The sequence below is a fragment of the Candidatus Poribacteria bacterium genome, assembly GCA_026702755.1.
Lineage (GTDB): Bacteria > Poribacteria > WGA-4E > WGA-4E > WGA-3G > WGA-3G.
In genome coordinates this window covers 205,031-227,965 of the sequence record JAPPBX010000090.1, presented here as the reverse complement: position 1 = coordinate 227,965, position 22,935 = coordinate 205,031, and the positions used below count along the sequence as shown (strand labels likewise).

General features: G+C 48.4%; 18 protein-coding genes. 11 read left to right on the top strand and 7 right to left on the bottom strand.

Features of this window, described 5'->3' with window-relative positions; genetic code table 11:
• Positions 1 to 201 precede the first annotated feature (201 nt).
• From OXH39_18080 to mutS, 4 genes are all read left to right on the top strand, one after another.
• Positions 202 to 3,171, top strand: a complete 2,970-nt coding sequence (locus OXH39_18080) for a site-specific DNA-methyltransferase (GenBank protein MCY3552374.1) — start codon at positions 202 to 204, stop codon at positions 3,169 to 3,171.
• Positions 3,172 to 3,436: 265 nt separating this feature from the next.
• Positions 3,437 to 4,630 carry a hypothetical protein gene (locus OXH39_18075; GenBank protein MCY3552373.1) on the top strand — a complete coding sequence of 398 codons (1,194 nt, stop codon included), beginning with the start codon at positions 3,437 to 3,439 and terminating at the stop codon, positions 4,628 to 4,630.
• Positions 4,627 to 7,602: a DEAD/DEAH box helicase family protein gene (locus tag OXH39_18070; GenBank protein ID MCY3552372.1), complete on the top strand. Its 2,976-nt coding sequence runs from the start codon at positions 4,627 to 4,629 to the stop codon at positions 7,600 to 7,602. Before OXH39_18075 ends, OXH39_18070 begins: the two co-directional genes overlap by 4 nt.
• Positions 7,603 to 7,688: 86 nt before the next feature.
• Entirely contained in the window at positions 7,689 to 10,376 is a 2,688-nt protein-coding gene (gene mutS / locus OXH39_18065; protein ID MCY3552371.1) for a DNA mismatch repair protein MutS, read from the top strand.
• 3 nt (positions 10,377 to 10,379) lie between these two features.
• Here mutS and mtaB read toward each other — a convergent pair whose 3' ends face one another.
• Together mtaB and OXH39_18055 are read right to left on the bottom strand one after the other, a co-directional pair.
• A complete protein-coding gene (mtaB, locus tag OXH39_18060; protein ID MCY3552370.1) occupies positions 10,380 to 11,735 on the bottom strand; it encodes a tRNA (N(6)-L-threonylcarbamoyladenosine(37)-C(2))-methylthiotransferase MtaB in 1,356 nt (451 codons plus the stop codon).
• 332 nt (positions 11,736 to 12,067) lie between these two features.
• Positions 12,068 to 13,039, bottom strand: coding sequence for a Gfo/Idh/MocA family oxidoreductase (locus OXH39_18055; protein ID MCY3552369.1), 972 nt, complete (start codon positions 13,037 to 13,039; stop codon positions 12,068 to 12,070).
• Between the two features lie 166 nt (positions 13,040 to 13,205).
• Here OXH39_18055 and OXH39_18050 point away from each other — a divergent pair, with 166 nt between their 5' ends.
• Complete coding sequence (locus OXH39_18050) at positions 13,206 to 14,864, top strand: CRTAC1 family protein (protein ID MCY3552368.1); 1,659 nt, start codon at positions 13,206 to 13,208, stop codon at positions 14,862 to 14,864.
• 7 nt (positions 14,865 to 14,871) lie between these two features.
• Here the strand turns inward: OXH39_18050 and OXH39_18045 are convergent, their stop codons facing one another.
• From OXH39_18045 to OXH39_18030, 4 genes are all read right to left on the bottom strand, one after another.
• Complete coding sequence (locus tag OXH39_18045) at positions 14,872 to 15,786, bottom strand: phytanoyl-CoA dioxygenase family protein (protein MCY3552367.1); 915 nt, start codon at positions 15,784 to 15,786, stop codon at positions 14,872 to 14,874.
• 51 nt (positions 15,787 to 15,837) lie between these two features.
• Positions 15,838 to 16,101 (bottom strand): helix-turn-helix transcriptional regulator, encoded by a 264-nt coding sequence (locus tag OXH39_18040; GenBank protein MCY3552366.1) that lies wholly within the window; start codon positions 16,099 to 16,101, stop codon positions 15,838 to 15,840.
• A 117-nt stretch (positions 16,102 to 16,218) separates the two neighbouring features.
• The gene (locus OXH39_18035) at positions 16,219 to 16,626 is read right to left on the bottom strand and encodes a GNAT family N-acetyltransferase (GenBank protein MCY3552365.1); all 408 of its coding nucleotides are present in this window, start codon (positions 16,624 to 16,626) and stop codon (positions 16,219 to 16,221) included.
• 14 nt (positions 16,627 to 16,640) lie between these two features.
• Entirely contained in the window at positions 16,641 to 17,450 is an 810-nt protein-coding gene (locus tag OXH39_18030; protein MCY3552364.1) for a phytanoyl-CoA dioxygenase family protein, read from the bottom strand.
• 195 nt (positions 17,451 to 17,645) lie between these two features.
• On the opposite strand from OXH39_18030, the gene OXH39_18025 reads away from it, so the two are divergent.
• Positions 17,646 to 17,957, top strand: coding sequence for a nucleotidyltransferase family protein (locus OXH39_18025; protein MCY3552363.1), 312 nt, complete (start codon positions 17,646 to 17,648; stop codon positions 17,955 to 17,957).
• Between the two features lie 99 nt (positions 17,958 to 18,056).
• Here OXH39_18025 and OXH39_18020 read toward each other — a convergent pair whose 3' ends face one another.
• Positions 18,057 to 19,079, bottom strand: coding sequence for a zinc-binding dehydrogenase (locus OXH39_18020; GenBank protein ID MCY3552362.1), 1,023 nt, complete (start codon positions 19,077 to 19,079; stop codon positions 18,057 to 18,059).
• Between the two features lie 427 nt (positions 19,080 to 19,506).
• Here OXH39_18020 and OXH39_18015 point away from each other — a divergent pair, with 427 nt between their 5' ends.
• From OXH39_18015 to OXH39_17995, 5 genes are all read left to right on the top strand, one after another.
• A complete protein-coding gene (locus OXH39_18015) occupies positions 19,507 to 19,968 on the top strand; it encodes a RidA family protein (protein MCY3552361.1) in 462 nt (153 codons plus the stop codon).
• 23 nt (positions 19,969 to 19,991) lie between these two features.
• Positions 19,992 to 21,185 (top strand): trans-2-enoyl-CoA reductase family protein, encoded by a 1,194-nt coding sequence (locus tag OXH39_18010; protein ID MCY3552360.1) that lies wholly within the window; start codon positions 19,992 to 19,994, stop codon positions 21,183 to 21,185.
• Between the two features lie 33 nt (positions 21,186 to 21,218).
• Positions 21,219 to 21,557: a type II toxin-antitoxin system RelE/ParE family toxin gene (locus OXH39_18005; GenBank protein MCY3552359.1), complete on the top strand. Its 339-nt coding sequence runs from the start codon at positions 21,219 to 21,221 to the stop codon at positions 21,555 to 21,557.
• The gene (locus OXH39_18000; GenBank protein ID MCY3552358.1) at positions 21,554 to 21,958 is read left to right on the top strand and encodes a helix-turn-helix domain-containing protein; all 405 of its coding nucleotides are present in this window, start codon (positions 21,554 to 21,556) and stop codon (positions 21,956 to 21,958) included. Before OXH39_18005 ends, OXH39_18000 begins: the two co-directional genes overlap by 4 nt.
• A gap of 238 nt (positions 21,959 to 22,196) precedes the next feature.
• On the top strand, positions 22,197 to 22,925 hold the full coding sequence (locus OXH39_17995) for a ThuA domain-containing protein (GenBank protein ID MCY3552357.1): 729 nt from the start codon (positions 22,197 to 22,199) through the stop codon (positions 22,923 to 22,925).
• Positions 22,926 to 22,935: the final 10 nt, after the last annotated feature.

Sequence of the window (22,935 nt, the reverse complement as noted above, 5' to 3'; positions counted from 1 at the left end):
ATACCTGTCATCTCTTGATGATTACTGCCTCCTTGATAACTCTGATAAATATCAGACTAATAGTTTCTTCCTTGACTTAAGAACGCCTATCTGATATATTGTGTTGCAGTTATCAAATATATGATACCATAACTTTTATTTCTAAACTAATTAAATTTCGATGCCAACGCACGCATTCGATTTTCATAAAGAGGATACATAATGGCGAGGAAGAAACGCACCACCCGACAAAAAGAAGTCCAAGACTACCGACACGACACCGCTACCCGAAAAAACAATCCACCCGCCGGCATCGCTGCACAAGGACAAATCAAAGAAACACCGAAACAGGAATACGCATATAATCCGCATCTACCGCCCAATCTCCGATCCGACCCAAACGGAGACGCAGACAAACTCCCGGAACTCCTACAAATAGCACAGCAACGAGCACTCTCTGCGGAAGAAGCCAAAACCCTCGCCGACGCACTCCGACACCACAATCCATGGCTGGAATGGGCAGGCAAACAAGAGACCAAATCCTTCACCGTCGATCCGGTTGCACTGCATATCCACGAACGCGTGAGTGCCAAAGCCATCTTGAAGGTTGCAGAACGCCAAAACGTCCAACGTGAACTCTTCGCCGATCCACAACAGGATTACAGCAAGGCGGTTGATTTTTACCAGCACGATGTGGATTGGGCGAACCGTCTCATCCTCGGCGATAGCCTCACCGTGATGAGTTCCCTCGCGCACCGAGAAGACCTCGCTGGTAAAGTACAAATGATCTATATCGATCCACCCTACGGCATCAAGTTCGCCTCCAACTTCCAACCCACCGTCTTTCAGCGCGATGTAAAGGACAGAGAGCAAGATCTGACCCGCGAACGAGAACAGATTAGAGCCTATCGCGATACATGGACGCTCGGTGTCCATTCCTACCTCGCCTATCTACGCGACCGACTGATTGTTGCCAAAGATCTATTGACAGATAGCGGAAGCATCTTTGTGCAGATTAGTGATGAAAATATCCACCGCGTGCGATGCATTATGGATGAAGTTTTTGGATGTGAAAATTTCTTTAGTCTTATCACTTTTAAGAAAACGTTACCACTTGGGAGTTCTGGAATGGCTGGTATTTCTGATTATTTAATTTGGTATGCCAAAGACAAGGAAAACATTAAATATAAAGAGCTGTTTGAGGAAAAACCAATTGGAGAAAATACGGGGTACACTTGGATAGAGTTTCCAGACGGTAGTCGCCGAAAAATGTCATCCGACGAACGAAGAGATTCTCGCTTGCTACCTTTGGAGGGCCGCGTTTTCTTTACAAGTGCACTTGCATCGTCTGGCTATACTGCAACTTGCATGTACGACTTTGAGTTTGAAAATCGTCTTTTTAAGTGTGGCAAAAAAAGTTGGCGAACACATGAAGAAGGGATGCAACGTGTAATTGCTGGAAACCGCATAATGGCAAGTGGAGCGTTGCCTAATTTCATTCAGTATCATGATGATTTTCCAGTTCAACGGCTGCACAATTTGTGGAATGATACTCACGGGGCAGCAGATATGAAGTACACTGTGCAAACTTCTACCAAGGTTATCCAACGGTGCCTCCTCATGACTACTGACCCTGGTGATCTTGTTCTTGATCCCACTTGTGGAAGTGGCACGACCGCGTATGTCGCCGAGAGTTGGGGTAGACGTTGGATAACTATTGATACGAGTCGTGTTGCGATCGCTTTAGCGAGGCAACGTCTCTTGACAACGAGTTTTGAATATTACAAGCTCAAGAACGATCAGAAAGGCATTGCGGGCGGTTTCATCAACAAAACCGTGTCCCATATCATGCTAAAGAGCATTGCCCAAAACACCGCGCTTAATCCCATTTTCGCGAAACATGAACCGATTCTCAAAAAGAAGTTGAATTTGCTAAATCATGCTTTAGCAGCAGTTACACCACCAATCCGCTCAAAATTACTCGCCAAACTCGTGGATAAGGAAAATCGCGAAGGAAAAAGATCTATCATAGAGGCAGATAAACGACGTTGGCAACTTCCTGAAACGGCTTGGCAGGAGTGGGAAGTTCCGTATGATACCGACCCCGATTGGCCCGAAGCACTGCAGGAGGCACTCACCGATTACCGTAAAGCATGGCGTGCAAAGATGGACGAAGTGAACGCCTGCATCGCTGCATCCTCCGAAGGCGAGGAGTTAGTCGATCAGTCGGAGGTGGATAGAAAACGGACACGCGTCAGCGGTCCCTTCACCGTTGAGGCAGTGCAACCCCCAGAAGAACCTCTTGATGTAGAGTCACCCATCGGTGGCGAACCCGAAGAGGTTTCAGACACGTTTGATGCAGAGACAGATGGAAACAACACCGTTAACGCCGAGGCATACCTCGACCAAATGATTCGTCTACTCCAAAATGACGGCGTACAGTTCCCTAACAACCAAACACTAAAATTCGCCACACTCGACCCAATTGAAGGGGACATCCTCCACGCTGAAGGAGATTGGGAAGAGGCTGTAGGAGCAACCTCTGATCACGATACGCCCGCTGTTGCTGTCGTATTCGGTCCACAACACGGTCCCGTAACGGCGATGCAAGTTGAAGATTGCCTGCCGATTGCGTCACGCCGCGGGTACACTGAATTAGTCTTTGCAGGTTTCAGTTTTGATGGTGCCGCGCAAGCCATCATCCAAGAAGATCCGAACCCACGAGTCCGTATTCATATTGCGCATATCAACCCCGATGTCGCAATGGGAGACCTACTCAAAGAAACGCCTTCTACACAACTGTTCACCGTGTTTGGCATGCCACGCACAACCCTTGAGGAAGTAGCCAATGGAGAATATATCGTCAAGATGGAGGGGGTGGACATCTATAATCCGGTAGACAATACAGTGAGTTCTGCAGGCGCGGATAAGGTCGCAGCGTGGTTCGTCGATTCCGATTATGACGGTCGTACCTTCTGCATCACGCAAGCCTTCTTTCCCGACAAATCTGCATGGAGCAAAATCGCCCGCGCCCTCAAAGGTGTCATTGACGAAGATCGGTTTGAACAATTCAGCGGCACAGCGTCCTTCCCGTTCCCTGCTGGAGAACACGCCTGCGTCGCCGTCAAAGTCATAGACCCACGCGGCAACGAAGTCATGCGCGTGCATAATTTGGGAGCGCAGCGGTATTAAAGGTAGTAGGCACGCGCCGCGTGTTGTCGGCTAATGAGTAAGAACGTGCGATAAATCGCACTATTACGAACAGGACTGTGATCTTCGCGACGGGGTGATATGTGTTAGTTGTCTGAATCGCGGATTGACGCGGATGACCCGGATGAACGCGGATTGTAAGAGGCGTTCGTTATCATCAAGATTTTAGCTCCATCGGGGCGACATTTGTATCGCTCTTTTGCTAAAAATCGTCTAAAGTTCAGTATTGTTCAAGAACAGACAAAAAATGAAAAGAAATATAGCCTGCCTCTTATTGGCGGCAGTATCCATAATCATACTTCCTCTGTTGTTTGCACAACAAGATCAAAATTCACAAGGGCCGGACCCAGAAATTGCGGCACTCAAAAAGCGAATCTTGGAACTTGAAAATAAACTCCAGACCGTAGAAAATATTGAGAAGATGGAACTCGCAGCAAAACTCGCTGATGCGCAGGCGAGACTCGCTAATGCTGAGTTTGGTAAACTTGAAAGGGATTTGAGGGATTCTAATCATAAATGGTTAACAGGATGGATATTATTCTTTTTAGCCATTATAGCTGCTGTTGGAAGAGCTTTATGGCTGCAGTTTAAATCCAAGTCCGATCAATTGATAGCAGATGAGGTAGAAAAGAACCTTGACGGATTTAAGGGGGCCATGGCTCAGGTAAACACACTCCAAAATCAACTCACGGAGGCTTCGGCTCAGGTAAACACACTCCAAAATCAAATAAGGGTATTAGAAAGGGAACATGCAGCCTCTGTGTTAGAGAATTTTATGAATACTACCTTCGATGGTTTCGCTCCTCAATCAATTGAGGCACTTGGAGAAGAAATTCTCTTACAAGTGTTTGGCGATGAAAAATATCGTTTGCCAATTAGAGCGAAGGCAGTGGAAGTTTTGGCTGCTAGGAAATCTCCACGATTAGTTTCTCCTGTGTTGGAGTTCTTGAATTCAATCGTTGACTCAGATTTTGATTGGCAAACATCCATTGATGGAGAACGTTTGCCGTTTCGTTTTTTGAATTCCGTTGGACAAATCCACACGAACGAGGCTCATCAAGGGCTCAAAAAATTCCTCAACCGTTTACTAACGGAAAATCCAAAACATAAGGATTTGTTCCTAACTTGGACCGCCTATTATCTTATTTATATTGATGTTAAATTGGGAATGGATGACTCGGTTTCTATCATTAAAAAAGTTATACTTAATTTGGATAACTCACAACAATTGCCTCATGTTGTGGGCGGATTGGTTGAGTATTTCAATACATTCAACGAACCAGAAGGTATAAAAGAAATCTTGACGAACGATTTAACAGATGGAATGCCTGACGTAGAAACCCAATGCTTAGAATTATTACAAAACCACGACCCCGATTTTGTAAAAGAATGGCAGGTGCGAAAGACAGCTGCTGACTCAGAAAACGAGGCATCTTCATGAACCAAAACCGACCCGACATCCCAATCCAACCCGTAGAGCAACCCATCCTGTGCAGTCCCTACGAAAAACCGAACGCCCACTGGATTTACGACACCCAAACAGGCGAAGCAGTCAAACAATCCGGACGACGCGACGCTGGCTACTGGTACAAAATCCAACGCACAGGCAGCCAGCAGCTTCAATTCTTCCGAGAAGAAGAATGGGACGATCTCCCGTTAGTCAATGCACTACGTGCAGATGTCGAACGCTGGCGCGAGACGAATTACCGAAACGCCACACCCGTAACCCGTGAACTCCTCCGACATTGGGCACGCGATGATCTTTTGCGAAGACTCTTTTTTTGCCAACGCGAAGCAGTCGAGACAATCATCTATCTTGCCGAAATTCGTCAAGGTGGAAAGCGGATCGGATTCACCCCACAATTCACTGATGAAAACCTCACTGAGTTGGTGGATACACCTAACGAACCCGATATTCCAGATTTAATTCGTTACGGTTGCAAAATGGCGACCGGTAGCGGCAAAACCGTCGTTATGGCAATGCTTATTGCTTGGGCGTTTTGCAATCGTGGTAGAGTCCCCTCCGACGAACGTTTTCCGCACGCATCACTCGTCGTCTGTCCGAACCTCACCATCAAAAAACGGCTGCAGGTGCTGCGTCCCGAAGATACGGATAACTACTACGACGAATTTGAACTCATCCCGACAAAACTCCGTCCGTTGCTCAATAGTGGAAAGGTACTGGTCACGAACTGGCATCAATTCTCACCGGAATCCCCGCATAGCGAAGGCGGTCAGACCTACACCATTGTTGATAAGGGAGAGGAAACACCTGATGCTTTCGCCAAACGCGTCTTAGGTGAACTCTATGACCGCGCCCCGATTATGGTCCTCAACGATGAAGGACATCACGCCTATCGTCCCGCACCTGTTGAGGAAAAACTCTCTGCCGATGAAAAGAAGGAGCGCGAAGAAGCCACCGTCTGGGTCAGCGGCTTAGACACATTCAACCAAGCATGCGGTGTGAAATTCTGTGTAGATCTTTCCGCCACGCCGTTCTACATTCAAGGCAGTGGACACTTAGAAGGCAAACCTTTCCCGTGGCTCGTCAGCGATTTCGGTTTGGTGGACGCAATTGAGAGCGGTATCACCAAGATTCCTCGACTACCTGTCAGCGATACCACCGGCAGACCCGAACCGAAGTTTTTCCGATTATGGAAGACGATTAATGACGATCTTTCTGCTGCGGACACATCACCCAGTAGGCGACGCAGAACACCGAATCCTGAAGCCATCTATCGCGAGGCGGAGCCTGCTCTTATCACGCTCGCCAGCCAGTGGAAGGAACGCTTTGAATACATCCAAGAGGCATCGGATGCACAGGAGAAGACACCACCTGTTTTAATCATTGTTTGTCCCGATACCAATATTGCAGAGTATTTTTACCGAAAAATTTCCGGTGAAAGTGAGGCGGAAGTCGTTAATGATGAGAATACCAGTGGACGGCGAAAGAAAAAGCAAACAAAGACAGTCTACGAACAGGGCGCGATCTTTCCTGAACTGCTCTCAAACAGCGAAAGCGTTACACGAACGCTACGCATTGATAGCAAAATGTTGGCGGAAGCAGAGAGCGAAGATCCGAATAAAAACCGAAGCGAAGCTGCCGAAGACTTAAGACAAATCGTCGCGACAATCGGCAAACGCGGACAGTCGGGTGAACAGATCCGATGCGTCGTCTCTGTCGCCATGCTCAACGAAGGGTGGGACGCAAACAACGTCACGCATATCCTCGGACTTCGCGCCTTTAGCAGCCAACTACTCTGTGAACAAGTTGTCGGGCGCGGGTTGCGTCGTATGAACTACACACCCGATCCAGAAACCGGTCTACTCACCGAGGAATACGTTGATGTCTACGGCATCCCGTTTTCGGTTATCCCCTTCAGAGGCAGAGCCACGAATGCCCGCACACCTGACGACAAACCGAAAAATCACGTTCGAGCCTTACCAGAACGCGAACATCTTGAAATCAGGTTTCCTGTTGTTGAAGGATATGCCTTTGCCCTTCAAAAGAACGAGATTAAGGCTGACATTGCGTCCACGGAGCCGCTCAGCATCCAACCTGAAATTAACCCTACCGCTTTATATGTCAAAGCTGCTGTCGGCTATGAAACCGGTACCCCTTCCGCATCAGGTCCCGGAGGTGCGACGCTACAAGACCGAGAAGGATATTATCAAACAACACATCTGCAAGCCATTGAATTTGAGATTGCACATCGAATCGTCCACAAGTTAGTAGGCGATAGCCAAACTGCACCGGATCCGAACAGCAACCCGAAACTCCGATTGCTTTCTCGACACCGTCTCTTTCCGCAAGTCTTCGGGGTTGTTGATGCTTATGTCAAAACGAAGGTAGATTTCCGTGGGTGTAATCCGTGCGAACTCGGGCAGGAAAAATATGTTACGCGCATCGTAGAGCGACTCATGACAGCGATCCAACCTGATGAGACAAAAGGCGAAATCCCGCTCCTACCAATCCTAAACCGCTACGCACCCATCGGCACGTCTGCGGATGTTGATTTCCTCACGCCGCGTCCCTGCACCGAAACACAAAAGAGTCATGTGAATCAGGTCGTACTGGATACCGGCACATGGGAACGTGCAGCCAAGTTTCGATTGGAGCAATCCGAAGTTGTAGCGTGTTATGTACGCAACGACCACCTCGGACTTGGAATTCCCTACGAACACGACGGCATATCTCACCTTTACGAACCGGACTTTATTGTCAGACTCACAAACGGTGTCCACGTCGTTTTGGAGATTAAAGGTTTTGAGCCGGATCAGGTTCACGCCAAACACGCTGCTGCCAAACGGTGGGTCTCCGCAGTCAATAACTGGGGTAAATTGAAGAAATGGGATTTCCTTGTTTGTAGAGATCCACAACTATTGGGGCAGGAATTGACTAAAATGCTTTGACATAAACCGCTGAATGTGCTACGGTACTTAAAATTGTCCTTTCGTCGAAAAAACAGTTACCCAAATTAGAATTTAAGGAAAACTATATGGCACGTTCAAAACAGTCCGACCTGTCATTAATGGAGCTTTATAAACACGTAAAAAAACAGCATGAAGATGCTATACTACTGTGCCGCGTCGGCGATTTCTATGAAGCCTTTTTTGAGGACGCAGAACTAATTGCACGCCTGCTTGAGATCGCCTTGACAGCGAGAAGCCATAAAAACCAAAAGTCCCCGCCGCCACCAATGGCAGGTATCCCACACCACGCACTTGATTCCTATCTCTACAAACTGGTCAAAGCCGGACATAAAGTCGCCATTTTAGAGCAGACCGAGGACGCACAACTCGCACGAGACGAGAATCGACTCGTTAAACGCGATGTCGTCCGAATCGTTACACCCGGTACTGTGACCGATCCGAAGGTGCTTGAGCATAAGGTGAACAACTACATCATCTCAATTTATCTTGACAAAGGCACCTACGGTGTTGCTGTTGCCGATCTCTCTACAGGCGAATTTCAGGTGACCGAACTCACGGATCCCTCACGCCTCTGGGCAGAGATCCATCGATTTTCTCCGAAAGAGTGCCTCTTTGCTGAGACCTTTGAAGATGAAGATATGTTTGACCGCCTCAAAACTGAGCTCAAAGCGACGCTTAATGACTTACCCGACTGGCGATTTGAATTGGATACCGCTCGAACGGAACTCCTCCAACATTTCCAAACGATTTCATTGGACGGATTCGGATGTGAACATCTGCCCACTGCTATCGCTGCGGCGGGTGCACTCATCTATTACCTCAACGAGACACAGAAACAGGAAGTCGAACACATCGTCTCGCTTCACACCTACACGCTCTCGGATTTTATGGTGCTGGATGCCGATACACAACGTAACCTTGAATTGACAGCCTCTATCCGCGACGGCTCTACAAAAGGCACACTCCTTGAAGTATTGGATCAGACGGTAACTGCGATGGGAGGCAGGAAGATGCGTCAGTGCCTCTTGCAACCCTTACTTGATGAAAAAGAGATTGAGGAACGCCTCGGTGCGGTTGACGAACTCAAGACGCAAATCAACCTGCAGGAGGAATTGCGGGAGGCACTTGGGCAGATGTACGATGTTGAGCGACTCATTTCGCGTATCAGTCTCGGCTCTGTGAACGGACGTGACTTACACTCACTCAAGGACTCGCTCCACCTGATTCCCGGGGTCAAGGTACAACTGCAAAACTGCAGTAGCACGATGTTGGTATCTCTCAATGACACTTTGAACCCGCTTCCAGAGTTAGTCGAGTTGATTGAACGTGGGATTCATCCGAACCCACCCGCAACGATTCGCGAAGGTGGTGTTATCTGTGATGGTTACAGCGAAGAACTTGATGAGCTTCGGCAGATTGTGGGTGAAGGAAAGGATTGGATCGCGGCTATGGAAGCAGAGGAGCGTAAACGCAGCGGTATTCAATCCTTGAAGATCGGATTCAATCAGGTCTTCGGCTATTACATTGATGTGACGAAACCGAATCTGAGTATGGTGCCTGACGATTATATCCGTAAACAGACGTTGCGGAATTCTGAACGATTCATCACGCCTGAACTCAAGGAACAGGAGGCAAAAGTCCTCAACGCCGAGGATCGGATAGAGACTTTGGAATATGAACTTTTCTGTCAGATTCGGGATGAGGTATCGAAATGGACGGAAGCGATCCAGAAAATCGCAGCGGCACTCGCTATGGTTGATGTCCTCGCCAATTTTGCATACATTGCATCGAAATACAACTATGTGAAGCCTACTGTGGCAGCGGTGGACGAGATCGTTATTCGTGATGGCAGACACCCGGTTGTCGAGCAGCTGTTCACGCAAGAGGGTTTTGTTCCGAACGATACGCTTCTGAATTGCGATGACGAACAATTGCATATCATCACGGGACCGAATATGAGCGGTAAAAGCACCTATTTGCGGCAAACGGCACTCATCGTCTTGATGGCACAGGTTGGCTGTTTCGTGCCTGCCGCCGCCGCGAAAATCGGCTTGGTGGATCGCATTTTCACACGCGTCGGTGCCTCAGACAACCTCGTGATGGGACAGAGTACTTTCCTCGTTGAGATGAACGAAACGGCGAATATCCTTAACAATGCAACACGCAACAGCCTCGTTATCTTTGATGAAGTCGGGCGCGGGACCAGCACGTTTGATGGACTTAGCATCGCGTGGGCGGTTTCGGAGTATCTCCTTGATGAAAAACGGATGGGTGCGAAGACGCTCTTCGCAACACACTATCACGAGTTGGTGGAACTCGCCAGCAAATACAAACGCGCAAAGAACTACAATGTCGCTGTCCATGAAGATGGGCAGAAGGTGACGTTTCTCCGAAAAGTTGTCCCCGGTGGCGCAGACCAAAGTTACGGTATCCATGTTGCTCGCCTTGCGGGGCTACCCCAAACCGTGATTGCACGCGCGCAGCAAATACTCGAAGTGCTTGAACAACACAACCTCAGTGTTGAAGCGGACGGGGCAACCGGACAACAGCCGAAAGCGCATCCAACAATGCCGAAACCGCGCCGTCGCGTCTCACGGAAAACGATGCAGAGTGATTCACTTCAGATGGCACTCTTTACACCGAAGACGCACCCGCTTGTTGAAGAGATCCGACGCTTGGAACTCACGCAGGTTACACCCTTAGATGCTGTGAATATTCTCTATGATCTGAAGGCGAAGGCGGAAGAATCTTGAGGGTTAGGCGGCAGCGATACAGTCACCTTCTAACGCACCGAGTGTAACGCGCTGGATCTGATTGATCGCACTTTCTGGTGCATCTATGAGGACGCGGAGGTAATTGTCTGTAAAACCGGCGAGGTGGTTGTTTTCGCCTTCCCTGCTTGCTTCGATGAGCACATCTTTCTGTTTTCCAAGCATCCGTTGTCGAAACGCGGTATTGAGACGTGCGCCGAGCGCAATCATCGCTTGGCTGCGTGCCGCGGAGACGTGCGGGGACACCTGATCTGGATAGGTCGCTGCAGGTGTGCCTTTTCGAGGGGAATAACGGAATACATGCAATTGACTGAATCCAATATCTTCAACGAATTGACATGATTCCTCAAAGTGTTCGTCCGTTTCACCGGGGAACCCGACCATAATGTCAGTCGTAATTCCGACATCATCGCTAAAGACACGTCGTAGGTTCTCAACGAGGTGCGCGAATTGTGTTGTGGTATAACGCCGCCGCATTTGTTGCAATACATCATCGGAACCGGCTTGGAGCGGTAGATGGAAGTGGGGCATGCATTTCGGGAGTGCTGCCATCCGCTCACCGAGGGTATCTGGGAAATACATCGGTTCGATTGAACTGAAACGGATGCGTTCGATGCCTTCGATGTCGTGGATGTGTTCTAAAATATCTGCGATGTCCTTTTCTCTACCGGTATCCTGTCCGTAGGCACCCAGATGTACACCGGTGATGACGACCTCTTTGATACCGCTGTCAGCGATACGGTGTGCTTCATCGGCGATGTCGTTAAGCGGACGGCTTGTCATCCTGCCTCGCACATAAGGGATAATGCAGTAGGTACAGAATGCACTGCATCCGTCTTGCACCTTAATGAGCGCGCGCGTACGTTTACCAGCCTCGCTTACCCCTTTGCTAAAGCGTGCGTGTTCACGGATAGCGTCGTGTTGGACCGGTTCTATGTCGAGGAGCGAATTTGGCGTGTGCGTCATCTCTTCTGTCGGAGATGATGTTTCGGCGTTTACTATGTCTAAGTAGTCCTGAAAGTCAACCTTCTCTCGGTTACCGAAAACGACTGTCACGCCCGGTATTTTTTCAATTGCCTCGCGGTCGCTTTCAGCATAGCAGCCTGTGACGAGCACTTTTGCGTTCGGATGCTGACGAATTGCTCTCCGAATCACTTGCCGTGCCTTCTGATCGGCGGTGTTTGTTACGGTGCATGTATTGATGAGGTAAAGATCAGTCTGTTGCTGCTGAGTCTCATCATCAAGGACGGTATATCCATTACGTCGAAGGGTCTCGCGCATAGATTGCGTATCGTATTGATTGACCTTACAGCCCATCGTGATCAGTTTTGCATTTTTCATATTTTTAATTATGGGTATTTCTGCTCATCTTTTTGACGATGTGAAAAAATGTGCTCTCGCTGGCGAGGTTTGATGAAGATTAAATAAATATTTCGGTAATTGTTACAGATCGCGAGCACAGCTCGCTCCTACCAAGAGACTGTTGATGCATTACCGAATTAAATTCTTAAACTTCATTAACCTCGCCTATTTCAAATATTATACTCAGTTTTCACCTGAATTGCAAAGGAATCTCTTTTTGTAGGAGCGAGCTGTGCTCGCGACTTCCATTAGCGTATGAAAAAGGAGATTGGGAGAATAGGCGGGCACAAAGACCCGCCTCATGGAGAGGTCTACGATAACTCAACGGCTTTGCCGGTACGTGCACATTCGTAGATAGCCATGTTGAGCGCGACAGAGCGTCTGCCCTCATAGCCATCGACTGCTGGTGATGCGCCATCGTTGATGACACGGAGCGCGTCCTCAATCACACTGCCCGGATAAGGCGGGAGTTCAATGTCGGGTTCATCATCATCGACGAACTGCCACATCTCCGGTCCGAGACCGACGATGCCTTTTTCGCCGTGGATGTGGATCATTGAGACGCTACTACCGGGGAATGTTGTCGTCGTCAGAACGTGTCCCAGCGCACCGTTTTCAAATTCGAGGATCGCCGAGGTCATGTCCTCAGTCTCGCAATTTTCGTGATCGTAGACATCGAAATGGGCACCGATGACGCGTTTGACGGGACCCATGAACCATAGCATCAGATCGATGTAATGTACGCCTTGGTTCATGATAGAACCGCCGCCGTCAAGTTCCCATGTGCCGTGCCAACCGACGTAGTAACTATCTGGACGTTTCCATTTCATACGGAGTTCACACAGCAATGGTCTACCGAGACCACCTGTTTCCAGTACGTGCTGGATTCGGCGATTGTGTGTGCCGTAGCGTTCTCCGAAATCAACAAGCAATTTGACATTGTTGTCTTCGCATGTTTTAATAAGGGAGTTGCAATTTTCAACGCTGACATCCATCGGTTTTGTGGTGATAACATGTTTGCCGCGGCGTGCCGCTTCTTCTCCAAATTTTCCGTGGAGACCGCTTGGGGTCATAATCATTCCCACGTCGATGTCGTCGCGATCGAACATCTCAAGCGCATCCTCGTGGCTTTCGCAGCCGAAACGTTCTTCAGCTGTTTTGCGTCGTTCTTCGACGAGATCCGCCACAGCGACGAGTTCAGCACCGTCCGTTTCGTGAATCACGTTGGAGCGGTTCATGCCCATACCTAAACCGACAACGCCAAAACGTAGAGTATTAGCCATTAGAAATTCTCCTTTTTTATAAGTTGTCAGAGGAATAGCCTTCAGCCCTCAGCAGTCAGCCATCAGCAAGAGGGTGTAACTTTATCAGAAAACCTCTTAACTGAAAGCCGATGGCTGACTGCCGATAGCCAATATGCTGATGACCATTATAGCATATACATAGACGATGCGTTACAAAAAATTGACACTACCCACAATTAGTTTTACTATTTTCCTATTTGTCCTACACGCCGTGTCGCAACCTGGGGATCCACAAAAAACTAAGCTCCGTTTCACCGATATAACAACGGAACTCGGTATTGAATTTCGGCATACCAATGGCGAGCGTGGCGAAAAATACTTTATTGAACCGATCGGAAGTGGTGTCGCACTCTTCGATTTTGACAATGACGGGGATTTGGATCTCTACTGCGTCAACGGCAGCACCTTGCCAAAGATTGACACGCCAATGCCCCCAACAAACGTCTTGTATCGCAATGATGGGGGTGTTTTCACCGATGTAACGAGTGAAGTGTCTGTCGGTGATACGGGTTACGGTCTGGGGTGCTGCGTTGGGGATTACAACAACGACGGTTTCACCGATCTCTATGTAACGAACTACGGCGCAAATGTGCTTTATCGAAACAATGGGGATGGCACTTTTACGGATGTTGCTGACATTGCCGGGATTGCTGGCGATCAATTCAGTAGCGGTTGCGCTTTTGTAGACACTGATGCTGATGGCTATTTGGATCTCTATGTCGTCAACTACGTCCAGTTCGATCCGGCTACAAATCCGGAGTGCACTCGACTGGGAGTTCGGACGTATTGCACACCAGAGGCGTTACTGGGGGCGGCGGATGTGCTCTACCGTAACAATGGCGATGGCACTTTTACAGACATCTCAGAGAAAACAGGAATAGGTGCGACGAGTGGAAAAGGTTTAGGGGTTGTTTGCGGTGATATAGATAACGATGGCGATGTGGACATCTTTGTTGCGAACGATACGACCCCAAATTTTCTCTACCGCAACGAACGCGACAACCTTAAAATGACGGAGGACGCGCTTTTCGCTGGCGTTGCGCTCAGTGAGGAAGGACGTGCCTATAGCGGGATGGGTGCGAATCTTGGTGATTTTGACAACGACGGCTATCTCGATATCGTGATTACAAATTTTCAGGATCAGACGAATAGCCTCTATCACAATGCACAGAGCGGGTTTTTTAACGAGGTGAGTTTCGCCAAAGGAATCGGTGAGAGGAGTCTTCCGTATTTGGCGTGGGGTGTTGATTTCATCGATTTTAACAATGACGGTTGGTTAGATCTGTTTGTTGCCAATGGGCACTTGGATGACAATATCGCAGAGATGGATCCGATTGGGACATACCCACAGCCGAACCAACTTTTTCTCAATAACCGAGGCATCAATTTTTCGGAGATGCCTGACGCGACGATAGCACAGCGAAAGGTAAGTCGAGGCACCGCATTTGGTGATATAGATAACGATGGCGATGTGGATGTTGTTGTCTCCAATCTCAAAGATTCGCCGACCGTTCTGCGAAACGACGGTGGTAATACCTCTTGGTGGTTGAGCGTCAAACTCATCGGTACGCATTGCAATCGAGATGCGATTGGCGCACGAGTAACGGTCGTATCTGGAGACTTGACCCAGATTCGTGAGGTCAAAAGCGGCTCAGGTTACATCAGTCAGAACGATCTCCGTTTGCATTTCGGGTTAGCGGACGCAGCGCGAGTTGATACGCTAACAGTGCGATGGCTCTGTGGCAAAGTCCAAACCTTACGCGACGTTGAAACGAATCAGACACTTGTTATTTCGGAAAAATAGTGTGTTCCTATGGTGTCGCGTAATCGTCTGGATTATCCTTCCGCCAATTCGGGAGATACCCTTCCGTATGCCCGAAACCGTAAGATGGACCAATTTGGTTCACGCTTGACCAGGGCCACGCTTGCCCACCGATGAGACGGAATTCATCACCTTTGCCACATAGCCAATAGAGCATGTGTGCCACGTACCGCGCGACGCCGTGCCCGCCATACTCCGCCATCTGGAAATCAAAATCTGGTTCTTGCTTCCAATCCCGTGTTGGTGGCACTGTTCGCCAGTAGCTATATTTCAGCATGTGACGTAGCCCTTCTGCAGTGGATTCACCGCGCCGATGGAGGATGCTCTGCGAATGAATAACGAAAGAACCGGCGGGTCCTTCGCTGGAGACACCTTTCTCAGCTATGTCTCGACTTGTAGAACGGATGTGTGAACCCGGTAGGATGTCCGTCGGACCCATTTCCAAGGGTGTATCCTGTGGGAAGTAGAAGACCTCAACAAAGTTCGTTTCGGGTCCAAAGACATGATCGGCATCGTGGTGCCATCCCTGCGCGGGCATTGGGCATTCAACACGATGATTACTCACCAGCACAGGCAACCCGACGTTCTTACCGAGTAATGAGCGCAATGCACCAGCGAGTTCCCGATTCAGCAGCACATGCTCGATATACCAATCCTCTAACATAATGGAACTCGGTTCATGTGTATCCCGCATGCGTTCTAAATCGGCGTGTGTTATACCCTGCGGAATAAAGCACGGATTTATCGGTAAGTCGCCGTTGAGATAATCACACGTGCGCTGGTTAATCTCATCAGGTACAACGCCTTGGAGCTGCAGGTAGCCGTCTCGGCAATACTGCAGCACTTGTGTGTCGGTGAGTGTCGGTTCACAGTCAAAGGTGCGATTTACTTCATCGTATTTCATTGTTGGTTCCTTAGGTTCCCTGAGTTAGCGTTAGAAACTCCAGTTTTCTCTTTACATGAATCCTTGCTCAAGGTGCTCAGCGATATTCGGTTCTTCGGGAGGTTTTGGGAAAAAGAAAATAGCGATGGGACGCTTGTACTTGTCTGCTAATTTTTCGAGTTGAATATAAGTTGGAGCGCGTTCCCCTGATTCCCAATCGTTGATGATTGAGGCATCTTTTTTCAAAGCCGTGGCAATCGATTCCACGGTGTAACCGGAACGCTCGCGCGCCCATTTGAGGATGTCGGAGTTAATCCCATTAATATGTTCAGCCATAACAGTAATCTCAATAGTTAAACAGTTTCCTTGAATTGAATAGCACTACCTGTTAACGAAACCATGTTTATATATGATAACATTAATGAAGTATCTGGGTCAAATGAACAGTATGTGTCATTTTTCCATTCTAAAAACGCCGATTCTGAAGCCGTAACGCTTGTAAAACGCGACGGCATCCTCGTTGTGGGCGAGTACATCTAATCTGACTTTCTTATCTGTCCATACGTTCTCGTACAGCCAATCAAGCAACTGCGTCGCGATACCTTTTCGTCGATGTGCTCTGTCTACATACAACTGACGCATATAGTAGTGTCCACCCTCATCTCTGTATAGACAATACGCGATAATATGTCCGTTTTCTCTCACTATATAGCAGATATAGTCAGTTGCCAACCACGCTTTCATCCGTTCGGTAAGTTCATCTATGTTCATCGGGTTGGGGTGCTGCTCGTCCTCAATGAGGTGCTGATTCAGTTCGGCAAGTCTTTCAGCATCGGTGAGTTCGGCTCTAACGATTTTCATTGCAATTGACCTGATTACGTCAACGTCACATTCTCCTGTTTTACGAGATCCTTTATTTCCCATTCTGCCCCGTAAGCCGCCAACGCTTTCGTCTCTGGGGAAAGTCTTTCCATCACTTCTGGTGGGAAGGATTCTCGGATACCCCGCTCGTCCTGAAAAAACTGTGTCTTATACCGTAAGATTAGGAATCTTCGATCGCGATCTGTCGGTTTCCACACCAGCACACCGTGTGTCAACATTTCGGTGATAATCACAACATCTCCGGTTTTCGGTGTCACATTGACGATAGCCGGATGGAGCGGAGCGTCTGGATTGTCAGGTTCAGGGAAAAACAGGTTTTCCGGACGCTTAAAATTGCGTTTATGGGACCCCGGCAAAACGATCAAACCGCCGTCCCCCGGATAGACATCCGTGAAATAGAAGAAAGCAACAATATCGTTGGTGAAGATTTGACCATTTTTGATGTCATACCGCCGGGTCCAACGAAAACCTTCACCCGCACAATGCAGCGGTGTCATCTCCTGCCGTTCGTGCGTATTCACAACAAGCGACCCACGATTGAAACGCGGTTTGTTGAAAGTCAATTCTTTGATGATGGGCCAGGTAACAGGGTGTAGTGTCAACGCTTCAAGCGATTTATCCGCTGAAAACCCATTTGAAAAACCTTCACCGCCTCGACTAATTCCAGGGGGCAATTCATCTGGTGATGATTGGACAAGCCGTTCTATTGCTGCTTGTGTATTGCTGAGTTCTTTCGGTGTCAGGACGTTCTCTAAATGCAAATAGCCGCGTAGGTCAAAAAGGTATTTCTGTTTTGGGGTCATGTCCTTTCCTCAAGGGAGATAAGGTTGATTTTCTCTTCCCAAACATGATATAAAGATTTGTTTTAAATATCAAGATAATTTATAATATTAGAAACTATCCGAAGGTTTCTTGCTGGTGGTGAAAAGTCAAGCGGATAAACGACAAGGACGGTTCTTTTAAACCTGTTATAAAATACCTTAACGGAGGGGTTTAAGTTGGGAAACCAAACTATTCTTAACAAAGAGTTTATCAAGCAGACCCTTGTGGACAATCGAAAAGCACTACGGAAATATGGGGTCAAACGGATCGGTTTGTTCGGATCTTACGTGCGAGGAACAGCAACCGCCGCAAGCGACATCGATTTTCTCGTTGAACTCGAAAGGCTTACTTTTCGGGATTACATGGGGTTGGCTCTTTTTCTTGAGGATCTGTTTGAGAAAGACGTTGACCTCCTTACACCTACCTCCATCAAACCAGGTTACAAACCTTATATTGAAAAAGAGATAGAGTATGTCACGGAACTATGACTTATACCTCCAAGACATAGTGACAGCAGCCGATCGTATTACCTCCTACGTTGAAGATGTTACTCGCGGTCAATTTGAAATGGATCAGATTTATATGGTTCATTCCCAAGGTTTCAGGATAATCTTTGAGCTTTCGTGAGAGGCGGAGGTTTCAAATGCCTGCTGTATCTCACTCATCGGATAGATGTTGCTGATGAGTAGATCGAGGAGGGTTGAACCTTCAATGACCTTCATCAACCCAGGGAATTGGTTGAGGTTATAGTGCCATGCCCCAGCGAGGCGTAATCCCTTGCCGATGAGATCCGGGCTAACATGGATAACGGTGTCATTTCTGCCGCTTTGACCGACGAACGCGATCGTGCCGCGCCGACGTGTCGCATCGATGCAAAGTCGATGTGCCTGGACGTTTCCAGAACAATCAAGCGCGAAATCGACACCGCGACCATCTGTCGTGAGATCACGGATCTGGTCTACTGCATCTTCATCTGTTGGATTGATAACCGCTTCAACGCCCATCTGTTTTGCGCGTTCAACGCGCCACGGGATCAGTTCCGCTGCAATGACTTTCGCACCGCGAAACCGAGCGTTAGTAATCGCGCCAAAACCCACGGGACCGATGCCGGTGATAAGCACAGTATGCGTCGCATTAACGCCCATCTCGTCGAAAGCACGGTACGAGGGTCCCAATGCACAACATGCAAGCGAGGCATGTTCGTAGGAGACGTTGTCTGGTATTTTCGGGAGCAACCAAGATGGTTTCAGTATATACTGTGCCATTGTCGCACTCCCATAACCGGATCCGACGAATTCCTCAAAGTTGTAATTGTTTTCGCAGTGAATGTAGTCGCCGTCGGTGCAAAGCACGCATTTTCCACATGGATATTGCGGCATCACGACGACGCGATCGCCGATTTCCACTTTTCCGGGTTGTGCGATGTCAACGACTTCGCCTGCTGCCTCGTGCCCCATCCGATCCGTTTTACTTCCGTGCTCAAAGGCGTGATATTCGGTACACATCGGTGAGGCATGGATTTTCACGACGACCCAGTCCTCTTTCGGAGTCGGATCTGGTACTTCGACGAGTCCGGCTTGATGCTCACCTAAAATTGCTGCGACCTTCATAGCTGCTCCTTATGTTTTTTGCTAAAGATGTAGGGGTATTCTGATTAAACCTTCGCGTATTTTAGCATAGGTTGCTCTATAAAGCAAATTGTGGAGTTTTGCTATCCAGAGCCGTTCAGTTCCCTTGTGGTTTTGGTTTTCGCTCAAGACTTCTTCGCTGTAGGATTCTCACTGTGAAGCATTCCCAGTCGCGACACCATGTCAGTGGTTCGACGACAGAAACCTGTTTCTTTGCTAAACGCTCTTTGCTGATTGCTGACTGCTGATTGCTGATAGTTCAAAAGTTGCTTGACAAAATTGGTGAAAATCTGTTTAATAATAGAGGTGGATACGAGCAATTACAGTAAGTATTGACTCGAAAGTTACGCCAAAAATGCTGTGTTTGCGGCATATTAGAATCTAATCTATTTTGTAAAAGGATAATCAAATGAAGATAGAACAAAGACTTGAAGAATTAGGTGTGGAACTACCAGAACCCGCGATTCCGGTAGCGAATTACGTCACGACCGTACAGACTGGGAATCTTGTATTTACGTCAGGACACGGACCCGGAACAGGTGAGGGGGCAATCTATAAAAGCCAACTCGGTACGGATGCGACGATTGAAGAAGGTTATGCCTCGGCGCGTCAGGTGGCGATTTGTTTATTGAGTACCCTCAAACACGCGCTTGGTGATTTGGATAGAATCAAGCGTGTCGTTAAGGTAATTGGGTTCGTCAATTCGGCACCCGACTTTACTGACCAACCCGCGGTGGTCAACGGTGCGTCCGACTTTTTGGTAGAGGTATTCGGTGATAAGGGGAGACATGCCCGCTCTGCGGTCGGTATGGTCCAGTTACCGGGTGGTATCCCTGTTGAAGTCGAAATGGTTGTTGAGATTGACGATTAACCACTTGAGAAAAGAAGGATACAATGGCAGTTCAAATTGTTAAACCTCGGATACGCGGGTTCATCTGTACGAATGCCCATCCTGTTGGGTGTCAGGCAAATATCCTGAGCCAGATTGATGAGATTAAGGAGGGCATTCCTTACAAAGAAACAGGTATGAATGCCCTTGTTATCGGAGCATCGACGGGTTACGGACTCGCCTCTCGCATCGCTTTAACTTATGCTTACGGTGCCAAGACGCTTGGGCTTCTCTACGAGCGACCCCCTGATGACAGACGTACCGCATCAGCAGGGTACTATAACACCGCTGCTTTCCATCAACAGGCGACAGCTGACGGATTTTTCGCAGACAGCCTCAATGGAGATGCATTTTCAAATGAGATGAAAGTGGAAACCATTAACCGACTCAAAGCGAACTTCGGCAAAATAGATATCCTCGTCTATAGTATTGCCGCACCCCGTCGAATACACCCAAACACCGGGGTCTCACATCAATCCGAACTCAAACCCATCGGCGCGCCCTATACGGGAAAAACTGTTGATTTGAGTCAGGAGGTAATCACTCCTGTTACGATTGATCCCGCAAGTGAACAGGAGATTGATGACACAATCGCCGTGATGGGTGGTGAAGACTTGGAGATGTGGATTGAGGCATTGGCGGACGCTGAGCTGCTCGCGCCAGAGGTCACAGTTGTTGCCTATACCTATATCGGGAGCTCCTTGACTTGGCCCATCTACCGAGACGGGACTATCGGTAGAGCAAAGGACGATCTCAAGGCGCGAGTAGACGCGCTTGACGAGCAACTCGCGGATCAATTCGGTGGCAACGCCTATATCTCTGTTAACAAAGCCGTTGTTACGCAAGCCTCCGCGGCGATCCCCGTCGTGCCACTCTATATCAGTATCCTCTATGATATTATGAACGCCAAGGGCATCAATGAGGCACCGATTGGACAGATGCGACGACTTTTCTCAGAGCATCTCGGACCCGGTTTACAGCCACAACTCGACAGTGAACGCTACATTCGTCTTGATGACCGCGAGTTGCAGCCTGAGGTGACTAATGCAGTGACTGAGCGTTGGGGGCAAATTAACACCGACAATTTCCATGAACTCTCCGACTACGCAGGCTACAGACGACGCTTCCGAAACCTCTTCGGATTTGAAGTTGAAGGTGTAGATTACGATGAAGCGGTGGAAACGGAATTAACATTTTAGGAATAACAGGAAATAGAGAGCAAATAAACCTGAATGCGGGATGTACAACCGAGAGAATTGCAATTCTACCGCACATCAAACGGTCATGAACCTTTTGCTGAGTGGTTTAACACAATCCGAGACACGCAGACGCGAACCAGAATTCAAAGGAGACTTGTGAGGCTTGAAGCTGGCAATTTTGGTGACTGTCATGTTGTTGGGAATGGAGTTTTTGAACTGCGGCTTCACTTTGGTGCAGGCTATCGCATCTATTTCAGTAATCCCGATAACATACGCGTCCTTGTGCTCTGCGGCGGAGACAAGTCAACACAGGCACGGGATATTGAACGTGCAAAAAACTATTGGCTTGAATACAAGGAGACAGGATCATGAGAAAATTGAGAACCCTGCACGAGTTTCTAATGGAGCGATTTGCTGCTGACAGAGAGGAAGCAATTGGATATCTTGACGTGGCACTTGAGGAATACCAAGAGGATGGCGACACTCTATTTTTTCTGTTAGGGCTCCAGCATGTTATTGAAGCACGGGGCGGGGTTTCGGAGGTTGCTAAAAGAATCGGTATTGCGCCGCAAGTCCTCTCGGACGTGCTCTCAAGCGAAAAGGCACCGCGTCTGGATACGCTCAATACTATTCTTCAGGGGCTTGGGTGTCGCCTGTCAATTCAACCGCTAAAGGATGCGAATTCCAGTGCAGACAAGAATTACTCGGTCGCACCAAGAGAAAGTGCAGATCCGCACCCTGAAGCCATTACCGAGCGCGGTGATTTGCGCTAACTGTTTATACCTATTACCGATTGATACGATGATTTGATGAACTAAAACCCGAAATCGGTTTTTGAAACCTGATTTTGTAAATTTTTAACAAACAAGGGTGTTCAGTTATCAGTTAAGAGTCTCCTTTTGAAAACCTTCCCTGGCTTGGCGTACTCCAGGAAAAGGTGAATTGTTAAATAGAGACCTCTTAACTGACAACCGACGACTGAAAACTGATAACTATTCTAAGGAGAAACGTATGGCACAACCAATTCAGGTTACGGTCTGGAATGAATTTAGGCACGAGAAGACAAACGAGACCATTCGCGGCATCTATCCGAAAGGCATCCACGCCGCAATTGCTGATGGGCTGGACAAATCCGGCGGCTTTAAAATCCGGAGCGCAACTTTAGATGAACCCGAACACGGCTTGACTGACGATGTTCTCTCAAGCACAGATGTTTTAATCTGGTGGGGACACGCTGCACACGGTGCAGTTGAAGATGCTATTGCTGACAAAGTTCGCGCACGTGTGTTAGATGGCATGGGACTTATTGTCCTGCACTCCGCACACTACTCTAAACCCTTTACCCGTTTGATGGGCACGTCGTGTAGTCTCAAGTGGCGTGAAGCAGGCGAAAAGGAACGCCTCTGGGTCATTGAGCACGGGCACCCGATTGTTGAGGGTTTAGGTGAATACTTTGAAATTGAGCACGCCGAAATGTATGGCGAGCCGTTTGATATTCCTGAACCGGACACACTTGTTTTCGTCAGTTGGTTCCCCGGCGGTGAAGTCTTCCGAAGTGGCTGCTGTTATTATCGCGGGAGAGGAAAAATCTTCTATTTCCGTCCGGGTCATGAGACATATCCGATCTATTACGATGAGAACGTTCGGCATGTGATCGCGAATGCTTCACGGTGGGCAGCACCGGGCAATGCACCGACCCCTGTCTTCGGGAATGCACAACCCTTAGAACCATTAGAATAAAGCATATTAC

Excerpts from the sequence above, each read along its gene's own strand:
- OXH39_18020 (MCY3552362.1), bottom strand. The coding sequence starts at position 19,079 with ATGAAGGTCGCAGCAATTTTAGGTGAGCATCAAGCCGGACTCGTCGAA.
- OXH39_18035 (MCY3552365.1), bottom strand. The coding sequence starts at position 16,626 with ATGAAAATCGTTAGAGCCGAACTCACCGATGCTGAAAGACTTGCCGAA.
- OXH39_18055 (MCY3552369.1), bottom strand. The coding sequence starts at position 13,039 with ATGGCTAATACTCTACGTTTTGGCGTTGTCGGTTTAGGTATGGGCATG.
- OXH39_18030 (MCY3552364.1), bottom strand. The coding sequence starts at position 17,450 with ATGACCCCAAAACAGAAATACCTTTTTGACCTACGCGGCTATTTGCAT.
- OXH39_18050 (MCY3552368.1), top strand. The coding sequence starts at position 13,206 with ATGCGTTACAAAAAATTGACACTACCCACAATTAGTTTTACTATTTTC.
- OXH39_18045 (MCY3552367.1), bottom strand. The coding sequence starts at position 15,786 with ATGAAATACGATGAAGTAAATCGCACCTTTGACTGTGAACCGACACTC.
- OXH39_18010 (MCY3552360.1), top strand. The coding sequence starts at position 19,992 with ATGGCAGTTCAAATTGTTAAACCTCGGATACGCGGGTTCATCTGTACG.
- mutS (MCY3552371.1), top strand. The coding sequence starts at position 7,689 with ATGGCACGTTCAAAACAGTCCGACCTGTCATTAATGGAGCTTTATAAA.
- mtaB (MCY3552370.1), bottom strand. The coding sequence starts at position 11,735 with ATGAAAAATGCAAAACTGATCACGATGGGCTGTAAGGTCAATCAATAC.
- OXH39_18070 (MCY3552372.1), top strand. The coding sequence starts at position 4,627 with ATGAACCAAAACCGACCCGACATCCCAATCCAACCCGTAGAGCAACCC.
- OXH39_18000 (MCY3552358.1), top strand. The coding sequence starts at position 21,554 with ATGAGAAAATTGAGAACCCTGCACGAGTTTCTAATGGAGCGATTTGCT.
- OXH39_18015 (MCY3552361.1), top strand. The coding sequence starts at position 19,507 with ATGAAGATAGAACAAAGACTTGAAGAATTAGGTGTGGAACTACCAGAA.
- OXH39_18080 (MCY3552374.1), top strand. The coding sequence starts at position 202 with ATGGCGAGGAAGAAACGCACCACCCGACAAAAAGAAGTCCAAGACTAC.
- OXH39_18040 (MCY3552366.1), bottom strand. The coding sequence starts at position 16,101 with ATGGCTGAACATATTAATGGGATTAACTCCGACATCCTCAAATGGGCG.
- OXH39_17995 (MCY3552357.1), top strand. The coding sequence starts at position 22,197 with ATGGCACAACCAATTCAGGTTACGGTCTGGAATGAATTTAGGCACGAG.
- OXH39_18005 (MCY3552359.1), top strand. The coding sequence starts at position 21,219 with ATGCGGGATGTACAACCGAGAGAATTGCAATTCTACCGCACATCAAAC.
- OXH39_18075 (MCY3552373.1), top strand. The coding sequence starts at position 3,437 with ATGAAAAGAAATATAGCCTGCCTCTTATTGGCGGCAGTATCCATAATC.